Genomic DNA, 24,493 nt, shown 5'->3' on the forward strand with positions numbered 1-24,493 from the left:
ACAACAAATTTGCAACAAAACGGCAAATTTATTCGACCATTTTTTTAGCCGCATTCAAAACGCCCGTGACGTTATCCTTCATCCAGCCGTTATCCATCCACTCCTCCGGACGCACTTCTATGCCTTGAACTAGCATGCCAAAGTGCAAGTGATCACCCATCGCTAGACCCGTAACGCCCGTGTTTGCGATGACGTCGCCCGCCTTGACCGAGTCGCCGGCTTTGACATTTAGCGAACTGCAGTGTCCGTAGAGTGAAAAAAGGCCAAATCCGTGATTTATCAGGATGTTACGCCCGTAGATGCCGTTTTCTGCGGCAAATTCGACCGTGCCGTCGTTGTTGGCGACGATGTCGGCTTTTTGTGTCGAGGCTAGGTCGATGCCCATGTGCCAGCTTTCGCTGACGTCTTTATCTTCAAAGGTGTAGTATCTGTGGTCGCCGAAGCTCGCTACCGCTTTGCCGTTTTTTAGCGGGTAAAATTTATTTACGCTAAAGTTTTCCACCGCGTCTATCTCGACTTTTGCGGCGATTTGCGAGATTATTTTCTCATTTGCCTCGCGTAGATTTTCATTTACGAATTTCATCTTTTCCAGATTGCTCATGGCGTCGTAGTTTTTAGCGTATTGCTGCGCTAGTTCCGGGATTTTTTCGTTTAAAAATCTACTTTGGCCGTCTAGTTTTATTTTTGAGATGCGGTATTTTTTGTCTTGGTAGAAAAATCTTATCTTGCTTTTGGTTATATTTCCCGCCGCATCAAGCGCCACGACATCGGCGCTAAACGAGCCTTGCTGTGCTGGCCAGGCGACTAAAGAAGCGTAGTAGCCGTCTTTTACGAATTTGCTCGGGATAAATTTCTTGCCGTAATTCGTCTCGATATAGACCTCTTTTAGCATTTCATCAGTCGCCTTAAACACGACCGTCGCGCTACCGCCTTTAGTGATGGCGTATGAGTGGTTTAGGATGTTTACGTCGGGTTTTTTGTTATCGACGGTGATTTTGACCTCTTTTTTTTGCGTGTTGCCGAGGAAAAATCCCCACTTGCTAGTATCGGTGGCCTCGATTACGATGTTATAGATATCTTTTTGTGCGCCAAATCCCGTTTTGGGAAAGGTCAAATTTAAATCGACGATTTCAGACGGCGCTTCAAATTTTTGAGTCAGCAAATTTACGCTGCCTTTTTCGTCAACGAGTGAAATTTTAACTGATTTTACGCCGCCTTCGTCGGTTATCTTGATCGGTAGAGGCGAGGTTAGGTTCCAGTAAATTTGATCTGAGATAGCTATGCTCGGGGCTTCGCGCTCAAACGTTTTTGAGGTAAATAAAAAAGCTATCGCCGCAACTAAAAGCAAAATAATAACGCCAAAAAATATCAAATTTGGATTGCCGCGTCTTCTCATAAAATCTCCTAAATCTTAAAGAGACCGATTTTACTAAAAAGCGATAAATTTAAGGTAAATTTACCCTCGAATTTATAAAATTTCGCGTATTTTTCTAGCTTCATTCATCCATTCTCGCAGCTCGTCCCACTTCTCGTTTTTGATTAAATTTTCGCATTCGTCCAGTTCTTTTTTGAAAAGGTCTATCGAATTTATCAAATTTTGCTTGTTTTGTTTAAAGATATCCGTCCACATCACGGGCGAGCTTTTGGCGATCCTGATCATGCCGTTAAATCCAGTGCCGCTTAGCGCGATGATATTTTTTTTGTTTTCCTTTTTTAGTACGCTGCTAGCTAGCGAAAAGCTGATGGCGTGGGGTAGGTGAGAGATGACGCTGGCGTGATGATCGTGCTCGGCTGCGCTCATGAAGATAATCTTCATGCCCAGGTGCGAAAACAGCTCAACCGAGCGCTTGACGTGCATTTCGCCGCTTTCTTTAAAATCGCAGATAGCTACGACGGCATCTTTAAAAAGCCCCGAAAAAGCTGCGGTCGGGCCGGAGTACTCGGTACCCGCCATCGGGTGAGCGGGGATGAAATTTTGCCTGATGCTCTCGGGTACGGCTTCGATTATTTTTTGCTTAGTGCTACCAAGATCGACGATGGTCGTGTTTTCGCCGATGCCTTCAAATTCTTTGACGATTTTTATGATGCCTTCGACTGGGATGGCTAGAAATATCATATCGCACTTTTGCTTCATCTGCTCAAGGGTTAAAATTTCATGCACGAGGCCGAGCTGCATCGCCTGTTTTTCGTGCTCTTTGCTTAGATCCATGCCGCTAACGCAGCTGATTAGTTTTTCGTTTTTGAGACTGAGTCCGAGCGAGCCACCGATGAGTCCTAGGCCTACGATACCGATTTTCATAAATTCGCCTTTTAAATTTATATTGTTTAAAAATAAAATGTGCTATTATACAGCCTTATCATCACTTTTAGGTTAAATCAATGAAAAAAAGCGTTTTTCTACTACTTTTGGGCGCAGTTTTGGCGAATGCCGAGCAGATAACTTCCATAAATTTTAAAGGTCTCGTGCATCTGTCTCCAGAAACTGCAAAGGAGATAATGGGGCTAAAAGTCGGAGACGAGCTAAATGTCGATAGCACGGATAGGGCGATCGCAAAGCTGTTTAGACAGGGCTATTTCGACGATATCTACATCGAAAATAAGGGCGGCGACGTGACCGTAACGGTAAAAGAAAAACCTAGCATCGCTCGTATCGATATCAAAGGCGTAGTGACTAACGATAAAACCGCCATCGACGGACTAATCAACATCAAACAAGGCAATATGTACGACGAGTTAGCCATCGAGCGCGCAAAAGAGCGCATCAGGCAGTACTACGAGTCAAAAGGCTACTTCGACACGGTCATAGACGTAACCAAAGAGCCGGTGGCGGGCAATGAAAGCAGTCTTTTTGTCACGATGAACATAAACCGCGGCGAAAATATCATAATAGAAAACGTAAATTTAGTTGGCGCGAAGCTTTTTGATTACGGCGACATCGAGCCTGTGGTGGCTAATAAAGAGCGTGAATTTATGGGCTGGATGTGGGGCAGAAACGACGGTAAAGTTAAGCTTTTTGAGCTACCAAACGATCCTGCGAGAATCCAAGATAAATACTACCAAAAAGGCTACCTAGACGCGACGGTTTCAAACCCGTATCTAAACGCCTACATGGATAACTACACGGCAGATCTCACCTACTACGTGACCGAGGGCGAGCAGTATAGAGTATCTAGCGTAGATATCGAAGCGCCTGAGTTTTTAGAGCTTGATAAAGAGAAAATTTTAAAAGACTTTAGGCTAGAAAGCGGCGACGTGATGAACTCCGCTCGCCTAAGACAAGATATAAAAAAGCTCGACGATATGGTAGCGGATAAGGGCTACGCGTTTGTAAGGATAAATCCAAAAACCGAGAAAAACGTCGAAGACAAGACTGTAAGTATCGTCTACGAGGTTGTGCCTGACGAAAAAGTATATATAAGAAACGTGCAAATTTCAGGTAACGACAGAACCGTGGATAGGGTCGTTAGGCGTGAACTATATCTCACGGAGGGAAATTTATACAGCAGAACCGACCTACAAGACAGTAAGGACGCGCTAAAGCGAACGAGTTATTTTGATGAGGTCGAGATCGAGGAGCAGCGCGTCGGAGCAAACCAAGTCGATCTACTCGTAAAAGTAAAAGAGGCCTCCACGGGCTCGATCAGCGGCGGTATTGGATACGGTAGCTCGGACGGTTTGCTACTTAACGCGAGTGTGTCTGATACGAACGTATTTGGTAGCGGCATGAAAGGCGTCATAAGCGTTGATAGGAGCGACAACGAGCTCTCCGGCCAGATAGGTTTAACCAACCCGCGCCTTTTTGACTCAGAGTACAGCCTGGGTGGCACGCTATATGCTAACGACTATAGCTGGAATAACTACGACGAGAAATCATACGGTCTAAACGTCGTCGTAGGTAGAAAGCTGACTAGAAATCTAAGCGCGTCTTTGGGTTACATCATAGAGCAAAGCCGTATCAGTGGGCTTAGCGACGTGCTAAAAACCGTCGGGTACAAAGACGGCAAGAGCTTAAAAAGCTCGCTCATACCGTCTATTACATATAACAGCACGGATGATTATTACCTACCTCGCACGGGCATCATCGCAAGTACTAGCCTAGAGTTTGCAGGTGTAGGCGGCGATGAGAAATTTTTAAAGAGCAGAACAAATTTTAACTGGTATCAAGGTATCAGAGAGTGGGTGGATTATGACCTTATTTTTAGATTCAAATCAAGCTTCGGCAAAATTTGGGATCGCGGCTGGGTGCCTATTAATGAGAGACTATATCTAGGCGGCATCAGAAATCTACGCGGGTTTGAGAGTAGAACCGTCTCGCCTAAAGTCAAAGTTTCCAGCGGTAGCTGGTACGAGACGGGCGGCGATACGTCGTTTAACAGCTCGGCGGAACTTAGCTTCCCGCTAATAGAACGCGTAAAGATGCGCGGAGTGCTGTTTGTTGACTACGGCGTCATTCGTGGCAGGATTGCAAACGTAACGGCACCAGGCATCGTGGATTATGTCGACGGGCGTATCAGCAGATATAGCGCTGGCGCAGGTATCGAGTGGGTAACGCCTATGGGGCCGCTACAGCTAATCTTTGCCAAACCGCTCAAAAAGCAAGACGGCGACGATACGAGTACGTTTGAATTTACTATCGGACAACGTTTCTAATATTACAATAAAACGGCGTTTTGGTTTATAAGACGCCGTTTTTAACTTTCTATCCATAAATACAGCTTTTATCTCGATATAAATTTACAGTAAATTTTGCCTTATTTGCGTTGCGATTTAAATTTATCTATAAAATCCCCAATCATCTAAGCCGTCAAATTTGCCCTCACTTAAAAATATCAAGGTTTAAATTTAACTCGTCTATGATAGATAAAAAATCTGAAATTTCCTTTTTTATCTGATTTACGTCATAAAGGCTAGGCGGTAGCGAAAAGATAGTTGTTTCAAATTTATTTTCCGCTCCATTTAAAAATAGATAAAATTTATCGTCCATAAACGCAGCGCTCACGCCCATCTCTGCGGCGTATTTTATCTTTAACTCTCTCAAGCGCTTCATGAATGCGGGCGTCAAAAGATATCTTGCTTCGACTTTGTCATCTGCAAAAACCCTAAATTCATCGTTAAAAAGAGTATCGTCCATCTGCTCTTTTTCGCCTAAAAATTTAGTATTTAGCGTACGGCTCGCCACTATAGTTTGACCATTAAATTTCTTGTAAAACTCGTAGACCAAGACCGAGCCGCTAAAGGCCTGCATATCCTTCATTGACTCCCACGCAAAAATTATCGCGGAGAGTAAATTTAATGTCGCCGAGTCGCCTAAATTTAGCTTCGCGTCATTTGGGATATCGATCGCTTCGCTGAGGCTAAATTTGACGCCGTTATAAATGCCGCTGATTTGGTCTTCGGCGCGAAACTCACCTAGCGAATAGATGCCGATTTTGCGAAATTCTTTACGGCTGATGCCGGCATTCGGATCGTAGTTAAAATTTGGATCTACCTCGCGGATGGCGGCACGGACGAAGACGTCTTTATAAAACGCTTTGTAATCCCCCAGCTCGTCGATCACCCGGCTAGCGTTAGCCATTAGCGCGGCGAGAAAAAACGGAATATAGATAATGATGAAAAATAGCGGTGCAAGGCGATTTTCAAAAAGATGCCCTACGGCAAACCCGCCGCCTACGGGCAGCGCTATTATAAATAAAATTCCCAAAAACAGATACTTTATAAATGCTAGCCGGCACTCTTTTTGCCTTTTGGCGGTGGCAACTATCGCTTCGTTTATGTTCAAATTTTGTCTCTTTTGGGGTTTTACCTTTGAAGCGAATCTTAGCGAAATTTACGCTGTAAGGGTGCGGGTTTGGAGATCAAAATAGTAAAAATAAGTCGCTAAATTTAAAAATCAGCCGCGCAAATTTTAGTATAATACCCCAAATTTAACTAGGCGGCAGCGATGATAAACGACGAATTTTACATGTCTCTAGCCATAAAGAAGGCTTGGGAGTTTCAAATTTTAACCTACCCAAATCCCGCCGTCGGCTGCACGATCTTGGATGCCGGCGGTAGGCTACTCTCGGTCGCCGCGCATAAAAGAGCAGGCTTTTTGCACGCTGAGCCAAGCGCGATTCTTTTGGCGCTCTGCGAAAAAAGCGAAGCGTTTTTAAGGAGCTTTTTGCGAGACTACAACGCGACTTTGGGCGTAAAATTTGAAAACGCGGCCGAGCTTGAAAATGCGGACTTAGAGCCAAATTTCACCTACGAATACATCCTGCAAAATCACGGCGATCTGCTAAAAGGCGCCAAGGCCTACGTGACGCTCGAGCCATGCGCTCACCGCGGTAAAACTCCGCCTTGCGCCGAGCTTTTAAGTCGGCTAAAATTTGCCGAGGTCGTCATCGCTAGAGGCGACGAAAATGCCGTGGCAAGCGGCGGCGCGCATATCTTGCAAAGCAGCGGCATATCGGTCAAATTTGACGTGCTACGGCGCAAGGCGGACGAGCTGGTAGAGCCGTTTCTAACGTGGCAGAGGGGGAATTTTAGTTTTTTTAAGCTCGCTCTTAGCGCAAACGGCGTCGCAGTCGGCACCGCGCAGAGCAAGATCATCTCAAATTTAGCTAGCCGTACGCACTCTCACCGCCTTCGCAGTGCGGCCGAGCTGCTAGTTATCGGCGGCGCCACCGTCCGCGCCGACCGCCCGAGGCTAGACACCAGGCTGATAGAGGACGGCAAAAACCCAAACGTCATGATATACTCGCGCGAGCGGGAGCTTGACGCGTCTATACCGCTTTTTGGCGTGGAGGGTAGGAGCGTGCGCGTAACGAGCGATATAAACGAAGCTTTTGCGCCGCGTTTAACGATATTTGAGGGCGGCGAAAACGCGCTAAAAGCCCTAGACGAACGCGTAAAATGGCTGCTGCTTTACCGCTCTAGCGAGTTTTTGGACGCGCCCGCGGTAAGGCTGAATTTAAAACTCAAACCGCTATTTCACGGCGAGCTTGACGGAGATGTTTACGGGTGGTATAAAACCTAGTATTTGCAAAACAATAAATATCTGTTTTTAATATGGGATTAGCTGTTTCTGGTATAATTTAATAAAATATTTAGATTGGAGATAAAATGATAAAAAAATATTTTATTTTATATTTAGCAATAACGTTGGTGTTTTTATCTGGATGTTTGAGCGAAAAGGTTGCTGTAAAAAATCAAGAGCCAAATATAAACGAAGCTAGAATTTTTTATATTAGTAATCATAGTAAAAATTTCGAGGAACAAGCTACTATCAAAAATTATAAAATAAATGATACTCAAACATCTTATGTGGGTGAAAGTTTTATAAATTCAAAGGATATTTTAAATATGGTAGAAACGTTTGATATCTTTAAGCCGACTCAAAATTTTAATATATTAGATCCAATAAATGCTTCTTTTGTTCGGGACGATATATTTCTTGTACAAGGTAGCTATTCTATAAATAATAAAAAATATTTAGTCATAAATAATTATGCCTTAAAGAGTTACTATCAGCTACTATTGGATGACAAAAACAATGTAGCTGGTTTATTAAAATTTTCCAGGTCACTCAATGCAACTGATCCAGTGTATATAATAGATAAAAATATTTCATATGAACCAAAAGAGATAAAATTTCAAAAAAATGTTTATAGAAAAGAGACCAAAATTAAAGATGGAATGAGATATGAATTGATTTATACAGGATGTACAGCTGATAATTTAACTATGGTATACAGAGAATATACGCCGGACGATTTGGCCAGACCTGCTTTTTTTCAAAATCTAACATATAACATAAAACAAAAGCAGATAAGGTTTAAAAATTTACTAATCGAGATTATATTGGCAGATAACGAAAAGATAGTTTTTAAGGTTTTAAAAGATTAACGACCTAAATTAAATTTGCAAGAATGTGATTATTGAGAAATTGGTAAGTGTATTGTCGTTTTTGTCTAAAAATTCATGAAGCTTTTTGCCAATGCTAACATTTTATAAAATTTATCTCGCATTTACAAATCCGTGCCGGGTGAGGTTTTGGCAAAATTTGAAGCCTTTGCACGTCAAGCAAGCTCTAAAGCCATCGAATTTTCCTGAAGAACGTAGTTTACGACGCCTCTTTAACGAAGCATTTTATAAATTTGCGCTATGATTTTGTAAATTTAAAGGAGAAAAATGAAAGAGATAACGCTAAACGGAGCGAAATTTAAGGTCGCGGCAAACACGATGGAGGAGCTAAAAAACGAGGCTTTGGGCGACAAAAACAGCGAAATGTATAAATTTCTAGCCAAATTTAACGCTAGCGAGCCTGATATCTTTATCCTAGACGGCTTTGCGACGAAGGAAAATTTAGAGCTAAAAGAGGGCTCAAACGTCGTATTTATCAGGCGCGGCGTGATGCCCGGACGCGAAGTGCTAAAGGCCATGATCGCCTCCAGAAACAGCCCCGAGCTAAACGCGGCGCTAGCTAGCGGCTGCGTGGGCGTGGCGGGGCTGGGCGGTCTTGGCTCAAATATCGCGCTAAGCCTAGCGCGCACGGGAGTCGCCAAGCTCGTGCTGGCCGACTTTGACGTCGTGGAGCCTAGCAACCTAAACCGCCAGCAGTACTTCGTCCGCCACATCGGTATGAAAAAGACGGACGCCCTAAAAGAGCTCATCGCCGAGGTAAATCCATTTGTCGAGGTCGTGACGCACGACGTGACGCTAACTGCTGCCAACGTCGCCGAGATTTTCGCGCAGTGCAGCATCATCTGCGAGGCCTTTGACAACGTCGCGGGCAAGGCGATGATGGTAAATGAGGCGGGCGCGAGCCTGCGAGATAAAAAGATCGTCGGCGCGTCCGGTATGGCGGGCTACTTTAGCTCAAATCTCATAAAAACGGTCAAATTTGCGCGAAACGTATATCTGTGCGGCGATCTGCAAAACGCCGCAGGCGTAGGGCAGGGGCTCATGGCCGCGCGCGTGGCGATCTGCGCAAATCACGAGGCAAATCTTGCTATCAGGCTTTTGATGGGGCTTGAGGAGGTTTAAATTTGACTGCGGCAACGGCGTTTTAGCTTGCACTGGTTGCGGCCGAGATTTTTGACTCTCTTTTGCAAATTTGCTTGAGAATTGCTTGAAGTTGATTTTGTCGTCACGCTTAATTTCTGGTTTTTGACGAGTTTTTGTAGTTGCTCTAAATTTGAGCAAATTTGTAGCGACAAAATCAATACATTAGCGACTCTTTCACCGCTACAAATTTAGTATCAAAATTTAGCATAAATCTTGCCTTGCGAGGTAAAAATACGGACTAAATTTCCGAATTGACGTTTCGTTTTAAAAGCCTTTTCCTTTGTACCTGCGAGAGCCGGGTTTTTGCGGTCGTGAAAGGCTAGATTTTAAGACTATAAAATCTAGCCGTTTTTAAATTTACCTCGCCTTAGCTTCAAAAAATGCCGAGATTAGCGAGTTTGCGCTTTGATTTATAAATTTTTGCATTGCTTTTTGGTAGACGGACGGCTTTTCCCAGACGGGCTCGGCCACGCCGCTTAGCTTTTCTAGCTCGGCGCGCGCAGAATAATAATCGCTAACCTCGTCGATGAGCCCGAGCTTTGCCGCGTCTCGAGCCAAAAATACCCGCGCGTTGGCCCACTCTTTGCTTTTGTTGGCGTCTAGATTTCTATCGGCTGCCACGTCGCTTACGAACATCTCGTAGCTGGCGTTTACGAGCTCTTGCAGCTGCTCGCGCTCGATTTTGCTCCACGGGCGCAGAAACGTCCCAGCCTCTTTATACTCGCCCGCTTTTACGACTTGCTGCGAGACGCCGATTTTAGCCGCTAGCTCGCTAGCGTCGGCACCTTGCATTATCACGCCGATCGAGCCGATAAATGCGCCCGGATTTGCCAAAATCCTGTCCGCGCCCGCGCCCGCATAGTAGCTCCCGCTCGTCATCGACCCGCCCGCATACGCGACTACGGGCTTTTTGGCGCGCAGATTTTTGACCGCGAGGTGCAGCTCGACGCTAGGCGCGAGCGCGCCGCCCGGGCTATCGATGTAGAGCAGTACGCCCTTGATGTTGGCGTCCTTGCGCGCGGCCTCGATCTTTTCTAGCGCCTCGTTTGCGTCCATGATCGCGCCTGAGAGGTTGATCTGGGTTAGGTTGGGCGAATTTATGCTCTCACGCTCGCCGCTAAAAAATATCAAAAACACGATGAGCAAAAACAGCATCGTCTTAAAATACGTGTTTATGAACCTAAAAATCGCCCCAATCGGTGCAAAAATAAATCTCAAAAATCCCATTTTTTTCCTTTAAATTTATCGTTTTCGTGAAATTCGGGCGCATTTTACCATTTAAATTTATAAATTTAGCTAGCGGGCTGGATTTGGGAAAACTGCTTCAAATTTGAGCTTAAATTTGGCATTTGTTGCGCCAAAGTCTAAATCGCAAATTCGGCTCAATCGTTTAAATTTACCTCCGCGCCGCCTATCAATAGCCGCTCGCAGCCCCCCGCGTGCAAGATGAGCATTAGCGGTAGCTGCGCCGCGTCGGCGTCTGCAAAACCGTCGTAGAGCGCGAGGTCGGCCAGCTTGCCCTCTTTTATCTCGCCTGCGTCTAAATTTAGCGCCTTTGCGGCGTTTTTTGTCGATGCTAGAAGCAAGATTTTAGCTAGCTCTAGCGGATCAAAATCTGCATGAATGAGTAAATTTGCCCGCAGCTCATCAAGGAAATTTAGGCTCATATTTGAGCTAAGGCCGTCCGTGCCGATATTTATGCTCACTCCGGCATTTAGCGCGGCGCGTAAATTTAGCATGTGCTTGCTAAGCAGCCTGTTTGAGACCGCGCAGTGCGTGAGGCTGTGAAGCTCACGGTCAAAGCCCGAAAAATCATCGGCCCAAACGCAGTGCGTAAAGAGCGTGCGAATGCCCGCAAACATCGCTACAAACGAGCTTGGCGTATAAAGCGGGTGCGCAGCGGGGTTAAATTTGCCCAGCCACTCTTTAAAGCCGCCCGTGCCGCCCTCTAGCCAGCTTTTTTCGTGTTCGCTCTCCATAAAATGCGTCGAGACGACCAGGTCCCGCTCGCGGGCTAAATTTAGCGCTGTAGCAGCTAAATCAGGGTGCGTGGAGTAGGGCGAATGCACCGAAACCGCAGGCGTAAAAAGCGGACTTTTGCGCTTTTGCGACGCGTCAAATCGGGCGGTAAAATTTGCCAAATTTTGCTCTAACGCGGCTTCGTTCGTGCCCAAAATTTCGTTAAAAAACACGACCCTGCCACCGCAGTTCGCGCATGCATCCAAATCCCCGCCAAAGCTAGAAACCGCTCCAAAGCTCGCCACGCCGCTACGCTGCATGGTTTTTATCGCGGAGGCGATGACGGCGTCGTTTGCTGCCTGCGAGAGCGCGCCGCGAGAGGCGATAACCGAGCTTAGCCACTCTAAAAAATCGCCGTAAACGAGGCTGGTTTTGTTCGCGCTGAATTCCAGGTGCACGTGCGGGTTGATGAATGCCGGCGCCAAAACGGCGTCAGGATACTCGAAAAACTGCGCGCCCTCGTATCTTTTGCGTAGTTCCTCGGCCTCCCCAACCGCCTCGATACGCTCATCAAAAGCGACCGCCGCATCCTCTAAAACGGTAAAATTTTCGTCGCATAGCATTGTAAATTTTGGTTTAACTATGATCATTTTTAAGCTCCTATTTTTCGTGATTGTAGCGAAAATTTAGCTTAAAAAATGTATAATCAAGGCTAAATTTAAATCTTTTAAAAGGCTAAAAATGGAAACAAAATCTAAACTAATGGTCATCCAAGGCCCGAATATCAACATGCTGGGCACGCGCGAGCCTGATATCTACGGCTCGATGAAGATGGAGGATATCCACGCACAGATGAAGCTTTTTGCCGAGCAAAACGGCATCGAGATTGAGTTTTTTCAGAGCAATTTCGAGGGCGAGCTAGTGGATAAGATCCAAGAGTGCTTTGGCGAATTTGACGGCATCATCATAAACCCAGCTGCCTACACGCACACATCTATCGCGATCCGCGACGCTATCGCAGCCGTCGGGCTTCCGGTCATCGAGGTGCATATCAGCAACATCCATCGCCGCGAAGAATTCCGCCAAAAAAGCCTCATAGCGCCGGTAACTGCGGGACAGATCGTGGGCTTTGGACCCGTGGGCTACCACCTAGCTATGATTGCGATGCTGCAAATTTTCGAGCAGATAAAAGCTATGAAAGCCGCAAGAGCGGGCGAAAAAGCGGAGTAAAACGAGGCAAGATTTGAAAAATTTTATCCTAAAGGACGAAAACGCCGTATTTTGTGAGTGCGGATACAGCTGCGACAACGCGATATTTTTGAGCCTCGCGGGGCGCAAATTTTTCCTCACCGATGCGCGTTATAGCATCGAGGCGCGCGAGCTTTGCAAAGATACCGAGGTTATCGAGGTCGAGCGAAATTTGATAAAAGACGCGCGGCTATTTTTGCGAAAGGCGGGCGTTGCTGAGCTTAGCTATAACCCGTACGATTTTAGCGCGGGCGAGTGGGGGGCGCTTAGCAAGGGGCTTGGGATAAGATTTAAGGCGCGGGTGAATTTTTCACAAATTTCGCGCATAGTAAAATCAGAAGACGAGATAAAAATTTTAAAACGCGCGGCGCAGCTAGGCGCGGAAAGATTTGACGAATTTGCCGCGTTCGTGCGCTCTAGCGGCGAAGGGATGAGCGAAGAGGAGCTGTTTTTTAACGCCGAGCTCATCTTTAAGAAAAAGGGCGAGCTCGCGCTTAGCTTTTCGCCTATCGTCGCGATCAACGAAAACGCCGCAAAGGCGCACGCTCTGCCAAGCAAAAAGCGGCTACGGCAGGGCGATTTGCTCCTGCTGGACGCGGGGGTTAAATTTAACCGCTACTGCTCGGATAGGACGCGCACGGCGTGCTTTGACGAAAATTTTAACTTCGGCAAAGAGCAAAATTTTAAAAACGCCAAACGGCAAGAAATTTACGAAATCGTAAAAGAGGCGCAGGCTCTTGCTATCGCGGCGGTTGTGCCCGGCAAAAAGGCGCGCGAGATCGACGCGGCGGCTAGGGATTTTATCGCCGCTCAGAGCCTCGGCGAGGCGTTTTTTCACAGCACCGGACACGGCGTAGGAGTCGATATCCACGAGCTTCCGTTTATCTCAAAGCGCGGAGATACCGTGCTAAAAGAAGGCATGGTCTTTAGCGTGGAGCCCGGGATCTACCTGCCCGGCGAGTTTGGCGTGCGCATCGAGGACGTCGTGGTCGTGCGCGAAAACGGAGCCGAAATTTTATGAGGGTAGCGGGGGCGAGACGGTTTAGCAAATGCCTCTTTTTCCCGAAGGTTTTTGATTTTAGACCGGGCTTTAAAAATAGCGTTATTTTGGGGCTGGGCGGTAATATCGGCGACGTGAAAAAGCGCTTTAATGGGCTGCATTTTAAACTCAGCCGAGATAGTAGGTTTCACGTCGTGGAAAACTCGGCGCTCCTTATAAACGAAGCATTTGGTTTTAAAGAGCAGGCGGATTTTACAAATGCCGTAATGCTTGTGCAAACGAGCCTTGCCGCGAGGCAAATTTTAAAAATAACGGCAAATTTAGAAAGGCGTTTTGGACGCGTGAGAAGCTTTAAAAACGCGCCCAGAACGCTTGATATAGACATTTTGTATTTTAGCGGACGAAACAGAAACGATGCGCGGCTGGCGCTACCGCATCCCGGCGCGCAAAGCAGGGCTAGCGTGATTTTGCCGCTTGGGACGATGAAGCGCGTTAGCAAAAGCGGAGTGAGATTTTAAGATTTAGCGGCCGCAAAGCCTAAATTTGAGGCGGGAACGGAAAATGCATAGCCTTTGCCGCGACGATTTGGGCTAAAGGCGGCTAAATTTAGCGAGAAACGAAGGAGAAGATTTGGCGACGAAGTTTTATACGTTTACCGGCGAGAGCAGTATGGAAGCGCTAAAAAAGGCGCAGGCTCAGTGCGGCGAGAGGGCGATCTTGGTAACGACGAAGCAAATTCAGCCAAAGACGATAAACAAAAAGCCGCTTTATGAAATTTTAGTTAGCGTCGAAGAGGACGCGAGCGAGCAGAAAAAAAATCAGCCTCAAAAGCAAAATTTAAAGGGCTACGAGGAGTTTTTGCGCGCTCAGGCAGCAAAAGAGGAAAGGCCGCAAAAGATTATTTTAGACGAGCGCGAGCTTTTTGAAGTCGAAGCTCAAAGCGCTTTAGCTGCGGCAAATTTTAGCCAAAACTCCACGAGCTCAGCCTCGCAAAATCAAAACTACAAAACCGTTCAAAATAGCGGCGAGGACATACTCCTAAACATCTCAAAAGCCGCAAAAGAGATAAGCCAAATAGCAAATATCGAAACTATGCCTAGTCGCCAAGATCAAAACTACGATAAAAAGATAGACGACGTCGCAAGGCAAGTGAGTATGCTAAGCGAAAAAGTAAATATGATAGCCGATATGTTCTGGGAGGAGAGAGCGGGTGCTAGAAACAACCTAAGCATACCGCCCGAGTTTGCCAGCATCTACAAAGATGCCAAAAATAGCGGCATGAAAGAGGAACACCTAGAGCAGATAATGAAAATAACCGTGGAAAATATGTCGCCTCAGATGAAGGCTAATCCGACTGCGGTTAGGAGATATTTTAGCTCGCTGCTTAGAAAGATGCTGCCGTGCAGGAGCGAAGAGGACGATAGAAAACAAAAGATAATGATGCTGGTTGGGCCGACCGGAGTTGGTAAAACCACGACTCTAGCTAAACTTGCTGCAAGATTTGCGTATGGAGACGGTAAGCGTGCAAAAACGGGCATCATCACGCTTGATACCTACCGTATCGGGGCGGTCGAGCAGCTGTTTCAATACGCAAAGATGATGAAGCTACCGATCCTTGACGTTATCGAAGTTGATGATTTTAAAAACGCACTAAAGCAGCTAAATCACTGCGAGGTTATCCTTATAGACACCACGGGCAGCTCACAGTACGATAAAGAAAAGCTATCAAGGCTAGAAAAGTTTATAAAAAGTACGGATACGCATATAGACGTGCATCTGGTGCTATCGGCCGGGGCAAAGATCGAAGATATGCTTGAAATTTACAACGGTTTTAGCTTTCTTGACATTGATACCCTGATTATCACCAAATTTGACGAGACGAAGATTTTCGGCAATGTATTTTCGCTAGTTTACGAGACGAATAAACCGGTTAGTTTTTTCTCCGTCGGCCAGGAGGTGCCGGACGATATCTTGGTAGCAAAGAGCGAATTTTTAGTAAGCTGCGTATTAGAGGGATTTAGCAAGGAACATAATGAGTAATCAGGCCGAGAAACTAAAAGGCATAGTGGCCGCCCAAGCCAAGGCAAAAACTACGTATTTTATCGCTGTAACTAGCGGCAAGGGCGGAGTAGGTAAAAGCACCATAAGCGCAAATTTGGCTAACGTCTTGGCCAAAAGCGGGTATAGAGTTGCTCTTTTTGATGCGGATATCGGGCTAGCGAATTTAGATGTCATCTTAAACGTGCGCGTTAATAAAAATTTGCTTCACGTGCTAAAAGGCGAATGTTCCTTAAAAGATATTTTGATCGAAATAAAGCCGAATTTGACGCTGATTCCCGGTGAAAGCGGCGAGGAGATATTAAAATTTAACAATCAATTTTTGTGCGAGCAGTTTTTTGCCGAGTCGGCGAACCTTGACGGGCTTGATTTTATCATCATCGACACGGGCGCCGGTATTGGCGGCAACACTCGGCTATTTTTAGAGGCTGCAGACGAGGTCGTGGTGGTTACTATGCCCGATCCTGCAGCGATAACGGATGCCTATGCCGTTATAAAAATCACTTCAAAAGATAAAGACAATCTTTTGATGGTTTTTAACATGGTGAAAAACGAAAAAGAGGCAATGAGGATATTTGAGCATATACAAAAGGTAGCCAAAGCAAATATCGAAAATCCGCTAAATTTGGAGTTTTTAGGGGCTATTAGCGAGGATAAAAGCGTCTCAAAGAGCATAAAACAGCGTACGCTTTTTACCGACGATAGCGAATTTTGTCTGCCGAGCTTGGAGTTAAATCAGATAGCTCAAAGGCTTATTTCGAGATTGGAACAAAAAGTGCTTAAAGATGGTCAAGTCAATAGCTTTAGCGCCTTTTTTAAGCGCATGATTGAGCAATTTTAAATTTAGGATTTAGTTTTGAAAGCGGAAAATTTTATAGCATTTTTTACTGTTTGCGGATTTTTTACGGGAGTCGTTTTTTCGGCGTTAAAGTTAAGCGACCCGATACAGATGTTGTTTTATACTTTCGTGATTACGTTTTTCTTTTATCTCGTGATTCACGTTATCATAATGAACTATATCGACGTAAGATTATCTCTTAAAAAGAGATTTGATAAAGAGCAATACGAGCAAACAGCTGATTATCTTATCGGCGAACTAGCTCTTAGAGAAAAGCGTATAGATAATATATTAAGTAAGCTAGCTAGCGAAAATATCCTAATAAAACAAGCGCTAGGCAAAAATGGCGAAAGAAATGCAAAAGCCGCATAATCCTTATGCCTCAAATTTAAAAAAAGAACAAGACGAGGTCGTGCTAGCCTACACGCCAGCTCTTCGCGCGATGGCTTTTAGGCTAAAGGAGCGTTTGCCCGCTCATATCGACGTTAGCGACCTGATCGGCGCTGGGCTGGAGGAGATGGTAAAGCTCTCCAGAAAATACGACAAAGAGCAAAACGACTCCTTTTGGGGCTACGCGCAAAAGCGAGTTTACGGCGCGATGCTTGATTTTTTGCGCGGGCTTGACGTGGTTAGCCGCTCGGACCGTACTTTGGTAAAGTCTATCGAGGCTTTAGTAAATGAGTATTTTAATAAATTCGAGTGCGAACCGGACGATGTATATATCGCAAGTAAACTCGGTATCGAAGTAGAAAAGGTAAGCGAAGCAAGGAACGTTAGTGCGGTCGTCGCCGTCCTAAACATCGACGATCAAATGGAGCTAATGAGCGAGGAGAATACGCTAGAACGGGTCGAAAAAGAGGATTTGATAGAAAAGATAACTCAAATTTTAAACGAATTTGAGGAGCGCGATCAGCTCATCGTACAGCTTTATTATTACGAAGAGCTGAGTTTAAAGGAGATCAGCGAAATTTTGCAGATTACCGAGAGTAGGATCTCGCAGATACATAAGCGTTTGATGGAAAAAATAAGAAAAAAGCTTGAGGGTAAATAATGGCGGACATTTTAAGTCAAGAAGAGATAGACGCGCTACTAGAAGTCGTGGACGACGACGATGCTAGCGAATCTATCGGCGAAAAATCAAAAAAAGAAGAACAGCAGCAGGTAATAATTTACGATTTTAAACGCCCAAACCGCGTCAGCAAGGAACAACTGCGCGCGATAAAGGGCATACACGACAAGCTTGCGAGAAATTTGGCTTCTCAAATTTCAAGCGTTATGAGAAGTATCGTGGAGATCCGCCTGCATAGCGTCGATCAGATGACGTACGGCGAGTTTTTGATGAGTTTGCCGAGCCCTACTAGCTTTAACGTCTTTTCGATCAAGCCGCTTGACGGCAACTGCGTTTTGGAGATAAACCCAAGCATCGCGTTTCCGATGATAGATCGCTTGCTAGGCGGTAACGGTGAGGGCTTTGAGACCAGCAGGGAGCTAACCGATATCGAGGTAAATTTGCTCGATGCGATCCTAAGGATGATGATGCAGCGCCTAAAAGAGAGCTGGTCGATGATCACCGATATGTACCCAAACGTCGAGGCTAAAGAAAGTAGCCCAAACGTCGTGCAAATCGTAAGCCAAAACGAGATCGTGATAATGGTCGTCATGGAGATCATTGTAGGCAACTCAAGCGGCATGATAAATATCTGCTATCCGGTCATCTACCTAGAGCCGATCTTAAGCCGCCTAGCTAACCGCGATATAATGCTAGGCGAAACGAGCGCGAAAAAGAGCCGAAACAAAGAGCTAAAAACGCTGATCGGGCGCGCCGAGGTGCTATATGAGGCGATACTAGGTAAAAGTATCGTTAGCGTAAACGAGTTTTTAAATTTAAAAGAAGGCGACATACTGCGCCTTGACCGCTCGGCAAACGACAAAGCTATCGTAACGATCGATAAAAAAGAGGTGTTTTTGGCTGAGGTCGGGCTGCATAGATTTAGAAAATCTATCCGTATAGAAGAGCTAATCAGAAGCGACAAAGACGAGATCAAAAACATCCTCGAGCAGTACGAAGAAGAGCGCAGAGCAAAACTCATGAGCACAGAGCACGAGGATGAGTACGAAGACGATGACATATTAGGCGAGGATGAAAACAATGAATGATTTTTTTAAAATTTTCGTAAACGAGGTAAGGGCTACGGTCGAAGGGCTAACGGGTAGGACGCCTGAAATAGGCGAGAGAAACGAATACGACGCTCCTAAGCAAGAAGGCATAAAGCCGCCTCTAGCCGTTGCAAACATAGCCGTTAGCGGCGATACGACGGCAAAGATGATACTAGTAGCCACGCCGGTACTGATGAGCGCGATCGGCGAATGGATGCTCGGAGAAGAAGAGATCTCGCGCAACGAAAATCTAAGCGAGGACGAGCTGGATGCCGCTAAAGAGGTGTTTTCAAATATCATGGGCGCGTTTTCTACGAGCCTTGGCGCGCAAAAAGGTATGCCGAAGCTAAATTTCGAGGTCGCGAAAGTAAATTTCCTCGACGAGAGCGCAAATTTTGATTTGAACGCGTTTGAAAAAATATACGTCTATTCCGTTAAAATCGGAGACGTCAGCGAGCAAATCGCCGTAGTGCTTGATTTTGCATTGGTGAAATTTTTAAATAAAGATCACAAAGAGCCCGCCCAGCAAGCAACCCCCGCAAAAGGCGATTTAAGCATCGAGGAAATGCGAAATATCGGGCTCATAATGGATGTGCGCCTGCCGCTTCACGTACGTATCGGCTCAAAAAGAATGCTACTAAAAGACGTGCTCACGATGGACATAGGTTCGGTCATCGAGCTAAATCAGCTCGCAAACGACCCGCTTGAGATTTTGATCAGCGATAAGGTCGTAGCCCTAGGCGAGGTCGTCATTGTAGACGGAAACTTCGGCATCCAGATCACTCAGATCGGTACGAAAAAAGAGCGCCTTGAGCAGCTACGTTAAGGGCTAAAATCGGACGAATTTCGCCTTGGGGCGCTTTTTTAAAACCAAGTCGTATTCGGCCAAATTTAGCACGAAATCGCGAGCAAATTTGGAGGCCTAAATTTGCAAGCCGCCGCATTTTTAGAAACCACTGCATAAATTTGCGCTAAAGGTTAAGGCGGCGGTTTTGTGATTTTAAAATGGGTTTGCTTTACGAGTTTGCGCCGTTTAGCGCTAAAATTGCCAGCAAATTTGAGCAAAATTAAGCTGCTTTGATAGCTTTGCAAATTTGAAATCTACCTAAAATTAATCTCAAATTTAATTATGCGTCATTTGTTTTTAAATCCGTTTTGGCTATCATTGCTTTTAGATTCGTGTGGTAAATTTAGCCGCTATTTGCAGCTCTAGCACGTAAATTTAAACTAAGAAAAAGAGAAATAATGGATGAAATTTTAAACGATCTGGTCAAATTTAGGGATTTTGCGACTTATAAAAATCCTAGCGTTACGTTTTTCGGTTCGGCCAGATTTGACGAAAATAGTAAATACTGTAAAATGGCCTTTAGTCTCGCAAAGCAGCTTGCCGACGGCGGTTTTGCCGTCGTTAGCGGCGGCGGGCCTGGCGTGATGGAGGCCGCGAACAAGGGAGCGTACGAGAGCGGCAAAAGTCCGTCGATAGGCCTAAATATCGTGCTTCCGTTTGAGCAAGTGACGAATAAATACGCCACTAGCAACTTCGTTTTTTCAAATTTATCCGCTCGCAAATTTGCCCTTATCGAGCGCTCGAGCGCGTTTTTGGTGTTTCCGGGCGGCTTTGGGACGCTTGATGAGCTGTTTGAGATCCTAGTGCTCGCGCAAATCGGCGCCAAAAAAGCTAAAATTTTCCTCATCGGCAGCGAGTTTTGGAGCAAGCTCGATGATTTCATCAAAACCACGCTGATACGCGAAAAAGCCGTCAGCGAGGAGGATCTTTCGCTTTATACGATCAGCGATGATCTAGATACTGTGCGGAACGAGATTTTGGGGATATTAAACTAAATTAGCGTGCTAAAATTTTACGAATTTTGAGGATTTGGCGATGTTTGATAGGATGCGAGATAGGATCGCTTTTGCGCTGATTTGCCTCGTTTTTATCGCTATTTGCGGCTATTTTGCCGTCAAATTTGACGGCGTACAAAATAAAGATAGAAATCTAAAAGACGGTGAAACTCAAGCCATAGCCGTAAGCAGGCTTTGACGGCTATTTAAATTTGTTCTGCAAATTTGCTGGGTGCTTATATCTGGCGTTCGGCGTTAAATTTTGATTTTTGCAAATTTGTTTGCGCGGTTTGGTTTGTGTTTTTAAGCGGATTTGCCGATATGCTTGCCTTTTGCGTCAAATTCGGTAAATTTAACCGCGTCATCGCCGTTTGCAAATCCTGCATTGCCGTCTTGGCGGGTAAAATTCAGAGCCGAGCAAGGCGCGAAAGCTAAATGCCGGCTTAGCTCGCTATCCTTGGCTCGCAAATTTATAGCGCATTAAGCTAATTTTTATATAATCGCACCGAATTTATACGAATTTGCCTTATTGTGGGGCTAGGGCGAGATTTGTAAATTTTAAAGCTGAATTTAAAATACAAAACTTTAGGGTGCGGTATTTTTAGATGATTTTTGCGGCTGTGCGGTAAATTTTCGGCGTAGATAGAACATATAGTTCATCAAGCCGAAAATTTACAAACTCCGTAAAAAGCGCTAAAAAGACAAGCCCTCACAATAGGAAGAAAAATGAAAATACTAATGGCCATGAGCGGCGGCGTCGACTCCACCATGAGCGCCAAAATGCTGCTAGAAGCGGGTCACGAGGTAGTGGGCTGCTATATGAAACTACACAAAAAGCCCGGATATCATGAAAAAAATATCGATAAAGTCGCCCGTGCGTGCGGGTATCTGGGTATCACTTATCACGTGCTTGATTTGCAAGAACAGTTTGACAGATACGTCTATACGCCGTTTGTTAGCTCCTATAAAGAAGGCAAGACGCCAAATCCATGCGCGCTTTGTAACCACTTTATAAAATTTGGCGAACTACTAAAATTTGCCAAAAGTATCGGCTGCGAAAAGCTCGCCACGGGCCACTACATCCGCGTGCAAGACGGCATGATCAGGGTCGCCGCTGATCCCAGCAAAGACCAGAGCTACTTCGTCGCTCAGGTGCCAAAAGAGATAATCACCGATATGATTTTCCCGCTCGGGGACAAATTTAAAAAAGATATAAAAGAGCTGGCCAAATCTTTGCCGAGCTTTCGCGAGTACGGCGAGCAGGCCGAGAGCAGCGAGATTTGCTTCGTCGAGGACACCTATATCGAGGTGCTAAACAAGCACTACGAGACCGACCTGCCCGGCGACGTGGTCGATAGCTCTGGACGCGTGATCGGGCGACACAACGGCTATATGCGCTACACGATCGGCAAGAGGCGCGGATTTGAGGTGTTTGGGGCGCACGAGCCGCATTTCGTGCTCTCTATCGACGCTCAAAATAACCGCATCGTCGTCGGGCCAAAAGAGGAGCTTGAGCGCGGCAAAATCGCGGTAAATAGCCTAAATTTGTTTGTGGATGAGAGCGAGTTTGACTGCGACGTGAAGGTGCGCTACCGCAGCATCGGGCTAAATGCGCACGTAAAAGTCCTAGAGGGTGGCACCGCCGAGATCGAGCTAAAGCAGAGCGCATTTGGCGTGGCTAGCGGGCAGCTGGCGGTATTTTACAGAGGCGAGCTGGTTATCGGCAGCGGTTTTATCCTGTAAATTTTATCTTAAATTTGATCGCTTCGGGCGGTCGAATTTGACTCTCTTGCCGAGGCGTTTGCGGTAGCGGCGTTTCGGCGAAATCTACAAATTTAACTTCAAATTTTACTGTTTGGCGACATTTTTTATGCACTTAAATTTATAAATAATCGAGTTTTAGGAGCCCAGTACTCACGATCTAAATTTGCTTTTTTTAAAATCGGAAATCGCTTTGCGTATGGTTTGGTTTGTGGAAAAAGTGCCCTTATGGCCTCGTGGAGTAAAAATTAGTTTTACTGATTTGTATGCTCGTTAAGAGACTAACCGCGAAAGATTATTGCTCGGTTAGTAGGTAGGCTTAAATTTACTAAAAAGAGTTACATTTAGATATGTTTGCGTAAATTTGGCTATAGAGTTGATAGTCGTTAGTCGTATGGCGTAGGGAGCGGAAAAACTCCGCTCCACTTAAGACTACGCGTTAGTTATCTGGATATAGTTTACTCCGCCCTCGGTTACCGAGTTAGCGTTTAACAAGTCAAAATTTGAGATACCTGCTAGTTTAACTAAGTTATCATTAGCGTCTAACGCCTTATCGCCGTTAGCGTCTCTTACTAGATACGTATCGTTACCGTAGTATACCGCATAGATAGTATTTGCCGCAGTAGAGCTTAGACTACCTAGCGCATCGTTTATAGCCGTTTTTAGATCGGCTCTGCCGTCTACGTTTAGAGTTATTTTTTGTAACGTAGCCGCACCAGCACTACCTAAGCTTATCTTATCGCCTCTATTTGCGTCGGTTATGGTTACGTATTTGCTAGCGCTAGCGTCTGTCGTAGAAGCTCCTAGGTTAAACGTATCGTTACCCGCTCCGCCGCTGATTTGGAATTTTTTATTAGCGGTTAATGCCGCAGTAGTGACAGTATCGTTTCCTTCGCCTAGGTTGACGGTTACGTCTTTGGTTTGGGTTATCGTAAAGGTTACTTTATCGTCGCCTTTGCCGCTATCGACTAGTTTTAGGTTTGCCGAGTTTACGGTTATGTCGTCTTTGGTTGTGGAACCTTTGATGGTTGTTAGCTTTATATTGTTTGTGGATGTTCTAAATTCATTTATACCGCTAGGATTATTATATCCGCTTAGATCTACGATTTTTATATTATTTAGGTATGTAAGATTTACGAGTAGGTTTGAGTTCCCGCCATTTGCAGTGATACTGTCGGGATTTGTTATGGTTCCTTTTAGTACCATATGTTCGGTAGTAGCAGCACCTGTTAGCTCTCCTTTTACGTTTGTTATATTTGCCGTAAAATACTTACTTGGATTAGTGATTAGATTGCCTACCATTCTAGCATTATTGGCAAAGTTAGCACCGTAAGCATTTATTGTCAAATCAGTATCAAATCCTACATATATTGTATTTGTAGGTTGGGTTACGTTTGATAGCTCTAGCGTTACCTTTCTACCGGTTATAGAACCAAATTGGACGGTTTGCATATAATTATGCGCCCCAGTATCTATTGTCACATTGCCATAGTGGTTACCTATGTTGCTTGTTTGCAGTGATTTCAAATCACTTGCACGAATAACAATATCTTGTTTTGATTGATTTGCGCTTCCAACTTCGATAATACCAAGTTTTGCTGTTGCATCTATTCCATTGCCCTTAATATCGATATTTATATTTCCATCCCGCGATAAAATACTTCGAGTATCCAAGGTTTCCTGTCCATGAAATTTTAGGTTTATATCTTTGGTCGATACCATACGATCTCTTATAGTAACTGAACTGTTATCTATGTTAGTGTTCATATTCATAATTACGCTACCCCTATCCGCCTGTGCGGTACCGCGCGACCATACGACTGCCATTTCTACCGATTTTTGGTTGGTTGCTGTTATGTTTATATCCCCTCCCGTTGCATGCATATTGCTATACTTTATCGCAGAGTCTCTTATGCCCTCGGCTGCTGAGGCGTTGATGGTAATAGTCTTTGCTTGAAAGGCGTAATGAGACGTGCCCGGCCCAAGTCTCATTGATCCAACTTGAGCTATAGCCCCTGCTGTAGTCGCGACGGTGCTTATTACGGCATTTCCAGCTACAGTTATCTTTTCCCAATCATATGGAAAATGATAAGGAGGCGAGTATACACCGTCATCTTCGGTACCCATTTTTAACTCTTTATATCCGCTTGCATTAACGGTCAAATTTCCTGTTAAATTTAGATGTCCGTTTAGTTTGACAATACCGTCTAAGATGTCTGCATTTGCACTATGATTTAGTGTTAAATTTTTAGCCAGTATTGAGCCTAATACAGAACCTCCCGATATTGCTAGCCCATAACCAACACTCGACCCCTCCTGCGTAAATTTACTAGTCAGACTTACATCTCCCGCTGCGGTTATATTTCCTACGGTTAACGTCTTTTGTCCTACGGCACTTAGGGTTACGTTGTTTACCTTTTTATCGTTATCTCTATCCCCTATCTCTCCGTACGCTACCGTAGAGTCCTCTTTATCGGTAGTAGAGGTTAGGCTTACGTTTCTGGTAGTCATTATATATTCGCCGTTAGCTACGCTTAAATTCTTTAATCCTTCGGCTTTTAAAGAAATATCTTGAACGCCTT

The 24,493-nt window shown here is 45.2% G+C and carries 23 protein-coding genes; 16 read left to right on the forward strand and 7 right to left on the reverse strand.

Translation table 11 applies throughout. The features are described 5' to 3' along the window. Positions 1–28: 28 nt before the first annotated feature. Together Q0394_RS07715 and Q0394_RS07720 are read right to left on the reverse strand one after the other, a co-directional pair. Entirely contained in the window at positions 29–1,396 is a 1,368-nt protein-coding gene (locus Q0394_RS07715; RefSeq protein ID WP_298946549.1) for a peptidoglycan DD-metalloendopeptidase family protein, read from the reverse strand. A 72-nt stretch (positions 1,397–1,468) separates the two neighbouring features. Beyond that, the gene (locus Q0394_RS07720; RefSeq protein ID WP_298946551.1) at positions 1,469–2,299 is read right to left on the reverse strand and encodes a prephenate dehydrogenase; all 831 of its coding nucleotides are present in this window, start codon (positions 2,297–2,299) and stop codon (positions 1,469–1,471) included. An 80-nt stretch (positions 2,300–2,379) separates the two neighbouring features. Here Q0394_RS07720 and bamA point away from each other — a divergent pair, with 80 nt between their 5' ends. After that, the gene (bamA, locus tag Q0394_RS07725) at positions 2,380–4,650 is read left to right on the forward strand and encodes an outer membrane protein assembly factor BamA (protein WP_298946553.1); all 2,271 of its coding nucleotides are present in this window, start codon (positions 2,380–2,382) and stop codon (positions 4,648–4,650) included. Positions 4,651–4,816: 166 nt separating this feature from the next. On the opposite strand, the gene Q0394_RS07730 is transcribed toward bamA, so the two are convergent. Further along, on the reverse strand, positions 4,817–5,779 hold the full coding sequence (locus Q0394_RS07730) for a DUF3137 domain-containing protein (protein ID WP_298946555.1): 963 nt from the start codon (positions 5,777–5,779) through the stop codon (positions 4,817–4,819). A gap of 162 nt (positions 5,780–5,941) precedes the next feature. Here Q0394_RS07730 and ribD point away from each other — a divergent pair, with 162 nt between their 5' ends. From ribD to thiF, 3 genes are all read left to right on the forward strand, one after another. Continuing rightward, on the forward strand, positions 5,942–7,018 hold the full coding sequence (gene ribD, locus Q0394_RS07735; protein ID WP_298946557.1) for a bifunctional diaminohydroxyphosphoribosylaminopyrimidine deaminase/5-amino-6-(5-phosphoribosylamino)uracil reductase RibD: 1,077 nt from the start codon (positions 5,942–5,944) through the stop codon (positions 7,016–7,018). Between the two features lie 86 nt (positions 7,019–7,104). After that, on the forward strand, positions 7,105–7,887 hold the full coding sequence (locus Q0394_RS07740) for a hypothetical protein (protein ID WP_298946559.1): 783 nt from the start codon (positions 7,105–7,107) through the stop codon (positions 7,885–7,887). A gap of 285 nt (positions 7,888–8,172) precedes the next feature. After that, positions 8,173–9,027, forward strand: a complete 855-nt coding sequence (gene thiF, locus Q0394_RS07745; RefSeq protein ID WP_298946561.1) for a sulfur carrier protein ThiS adenylyltransferase ThiF — start codon at positions 8,173–8,175, stop codon at positions 9,025–9,027. Positions 9,028–9,405: 378 nt separating this feature from the next. Here the strand turns inward: thiF and sppA are convergent, their stop codons facing one another. Both sppA and Q0394_RS07755 read right to left on the reverse strand, forming a co-directional pair. Further along, positions 9,406–10,275 (reverse strand): signal peptide peptidase SppA, encoded by an 870-nt coding sequence (sppA, locus tag Q0394_RS07750; RefSeq protein ID WP_298946563.1) that lies wholly within the window; start codon positions 10,273–10,275, stop codon positions 9,406–9,408. 155 nt (positions 10,276–10,430) lie between these two features. After that, positions 10,431–11,657 (reverse strand): metal-dependent hydrolase, encoded by a 1,227-nt coding sequence (locus tag Q0394_RS07755; RefSeq protein ID WP_298946565.1) that lies wholly within the window; start codon positions 11,655–11,657, stop codon positions 10,431–10,433. 91 nt (positions 11,658–11,748) lie between these two features. On the opposite strand from Q0394_RS07755, the gene aroQ reads away from it, so the two are divergent. The 11 genes from aroQ (at position 11,749) to Q0394_RS07810 (ending at position 20,349) form a co-directional block, all read left to right on the forward strand. Beyond that, positions 11,749–12,237 carry a type II 3-dehydroquinate dehydratase gene (gene aroQ / locus Q0394_RS07760; RefSeq protein WP_298946566.1) on the forward strand — a complete coding sequence of 163 codons (489 nt, stop codon included), beginning with the start codon at positions 11,749–11,751 and terminating at the stop codon, positions 12,235–12,237. Between the two features lie 13 nt (positions 12,238–12,250). After that, complete coding sequence (locus tag Q0394_RS07765; RefSeq protein WP_298946568.1) at positions 12,251–13,276, forward strand: M24 family metallopeptidase; 1,026 nt, start codon at positions 12,251–12,253, stop codon at positions 13,274–13,276. After that, positions 13,273–13,773, forward strand: a complete 501-nt coding sequence (gene folK, locus Q0394_RS07770) for a 2-amino-4-hydroxy-6-hydroxymethyldihydropteridine diphosphokinase (protein WP_298946570.1) — start codon at positions 13,273–13,275, stop codon at positions 13,771–13,773. Before Q0394_RS07765 ends, folK begins: the two co-directional genes overlap by 4 nt. A 112-nt stretch (positions 13,774–13,885) precedes the next feature. Beyond that, a complete protein-coding gene (flhF, locus tag Q0394_RS07775; protein WP_298058935.1) occupies positions 13,886–15,295 on the forward strand; it encodes a flagellar biosynthesis protein FlhF in 1,410 nt (469 codons plus the stop codon). Then, positions 15,288–16,154, forward strand: a complete 867-nt coding sequence (locus Q0394_RS07780) for a MinD/ParA family protein (protein WP_298946572.1) — start codon at positions 15,288–15,290, stop codon at positions 16,152–16,154. The genes flhF and Q0394_RS07780 overlap by 8 nt, the downstream gene beginning before the upstream one ends. A gap of 15 nt (positions 16,155–16,169) precedes the next feature. Further along, the gene (locus tag Q0394_RS07785) at positions 16,170–16,523 is read left to right on the forward strand and encodes a hypothetical protein (protein ID WP_298946574.1); all 354 of its coding nucleotides are present in this window, start codon (positions 16,170–16,172) and stop codon (positions 16,521–16,523) included. After that, the gene (locus Q0394_RS07790; RefSeq protein ID WP_298946588.1) at positions 16,507–17,202 is read left to right on the forward strand and encodes an RNA polymerase sigma factor FliA; all 696 of its coding nucleotides are present in this window, start codon (positions 16,507–16,509) and stop codon (positions 17,200–17,202) included. The genes Q0394_RS07785 and Q0394_RS07790 overlap by 17 nt, the downstream gene beginning before the upstream one ends. Beyond that, positions 17,202–18,308 (forward strand): flagellar motor switch protein FliM, encoded by a 1,107-nt coding sequence (gene fliM / locus Q0394_RS07795; protein WP_002947559.1) that lies wholly within the window; start codon positions 17,202–17,204, stop codon positions 18,306–18,308. The genes Q0394_RS07790 and fliM overlap by 1 nt, the downstream gene beginning before the upstream one ends. Beyond that, positions 18,301–19,134 (forward strand): flagellar motor switch protein FliY, encoded by an 834-nt coding sequence (fliY, locus tag Q0394_RS07800; RefSeq protein ID WP_298946576.1) that lies wholly within the window; start codon positions 18,301–18,303, stop codon positions 19,132–19,134. The genes fliM and fliY overlap by 8 nt, the downstream gene beginning before the upstream one ends. Positions 19,135–19,553: 419 nt before the next feature. Continuing rightward, positions 19,554–20,150, forward strand: a complete 597-nt coding sequence (locus tag Q0394_RS07805; RefSeq protein WP_298946578.1) for a TIGR00730 family Rossman fold protein — start codon at positions 19,554–19,556, stop codon at positions 20,148–20,150. A gap of 40 nt (positions 20,151–20,190) precedes the next feature. Next, complete coding sequence (locus tag Q0394_RS07810; RefSeq protein ID WP_298058956.1) at positions 20,191–20,349, forward strand: hypothetical protein; 159 nt, start codon at positions 20,191–20,193, stop codon at positions 20,347–20,349. Between the two features lie 37 nt (positions 20,350–20,386). On the opposite strand, the gene Q0394_RS07815 is transcribed toward Q0394_RS07810, so the two are convergent. Then, positions 20,387–20,536, reverse strand: coding sequence for a hypothetical protein (locus Q0394_RS07815; protein WP_298058959.1), 150 nt, complete (start codon positions 20,534–20,536; stop codon positions 20,387–20,389). Between the two features lie 340 nt (positions 20,537–20,876). Here Q0394_RS07815 and mnmA point away from each other — a divergent pair, with 340 nt between their 5' ends. Further along, positions 20,877–21,893: a tRNA 2-thiouridine(34) synthase MnmA gene (gene mnmA, locus Q0394_RS07820; RefSeq protein ID WP_298946581.1), complete on the forward strand. Its 1,017-nt coding sequence runs from the start codon at positions 20,877–20,879 to the stop codon at positions 21,891–21,893. Between the two features lie 450 nt (positions 21,894–22,343). Here the strand turns inward: mnmA and Q0394_RS07825 are convergent. Next, a partial coding sequence (locus Q0394_RS07825; RefSeq protein ID WP_298946584.1) for a hypothetical protein occupies positions 22,344–24,493 on the reverse strand: 2,150 nt, incomplete at its 5' end.

Origin of the sequence: uncultured Campylobacter sp. (assembly GCF_938039205.1) — a bacterium.
GTDB lineage: Bacteria > Campylobacterota > Campylobacteria > Campylobacterales > Campylobacteraceae > Campylobacter_A.

Bases quoted from the DNA above. Each gene is read 5' to 3' on its own strand.
- Q0394_RS07715 (WP_298946549.1), bottom strand. From the start codon at position 1,396: ATGAGAAGACGCGGCAATCCAAATTTGATATTTTTTGGCGTTATTATT.
- Q0394_RS07720 (WP_298946551.1), bottom strand. From the start codon at position 2,299: ATGAAAATCGGTATCGTAGGCCTAGGACTCATCGGTGGCTCGCTCGGA.
- bamA (WP_298946553.1), top strand. From the start codon at position 2,380: ATGAAAAAAAGCGTTTTTCTACTACTTTTGGGCGCAGTTTTGGCGAAT.
- ribD (WP_298946557.1), top strand. From the start codon at position 5,942: ATGATAAACGACGAATTTTACATGTCTCTAGCCATAAAGAAGGCTTGG.
- Q0394_RS07740 (WP_298946559.1), top strand. From the start codon at position 7,105: ATGATAAAAAAATATTTTATTTTATATTTAGCAATAACGTTGGTGTTT.
- thiF (WP_298946561.1), top strand. From the start codon at position 8,173: ATGAAAGAGATAACGCTAAACGGAGCGAAATTTAAGGTCGCGGCAAAC.
- sppA (WP_298946563.1), bottom strand. From the start codon at position 10,275: ATGGGATTTTTGAGATTTATTTTTGCACCGATTGGGGCGATTTTTAGG.
- Q0394_RS07755 (WP_298946565.1), bottom strand. From the start codon at position 11,657: ATGATCATAGTTAAACCAAAATTTACAATGCTATGCGACGAAAATTTT.
- aroQ (WP_298946566.1), top strand. From the start codon at position 11,749: ATGGAAACAAAATCTAAACTAATGGTCATCCAAGGCCCGAATATCAAC.
- folK (WP_298946570.1), top strand. From the start codon at position 13,273: ATGAGGGTAGCGGGGGCGAGACGGTTTAGCAAATGCCTCTTTTTCCCG.
- Q0394_RS07780 (WP_298946572.1), top strand. From the start codon at position 15,288: ATGAGTAATCAGGCCGAGAAACTAAAAGGCATAGTGGCCGCCCAAGCC.
- Q0394_RS07790 (WP_298946588.1), top strand. From the start codon at position 16,507: ATGCAAAAGCCGCATAATCCTTATGCCTCAAATTTAAAAAAAGAACAA.
- fliM (WP_002947559.1), top strand. From the start codon at position 17,202: ATGGCGGACATTTTAAGTCAAGAAGAGATAGACGCGCTACTAGAAGTC.
- fliY (WP_298946576.1), top strand. From the start codon at position 18,301: ATGAATGATTTTTTTAAAATTTTCGTAAACGAGGTAAGGGCTACGGTC.
- Q0394_RS07805 (WP_298946578.1), top strand. From the start codon at position 19,554: ATGGATGAAATTTTAAACGATCTGGTCAAATTTAGGGATTTTGCGACT.
- Q0394_RS07810 (WP_298058956.1), top strand. From the start codon at position 20,191: ATGTTTGATAGGATGCGAGATAGGATCGCTTTTGCGCTGATTTGCCTC.
- Q0394_RS07815 (WP_298058959.1), bottom strand. From the start codon at position 20,536: ATGCAGGATTTGCAAACGGCGATGACGCGGTTAAATTTACCGAATTTG.
- mnmA (WP_298946581.1), top strand. From the start codon at position 20,877: ATGAAAATACTAATGGCCATGAGCGGCGGCGTCGACTCCACCATGAGC.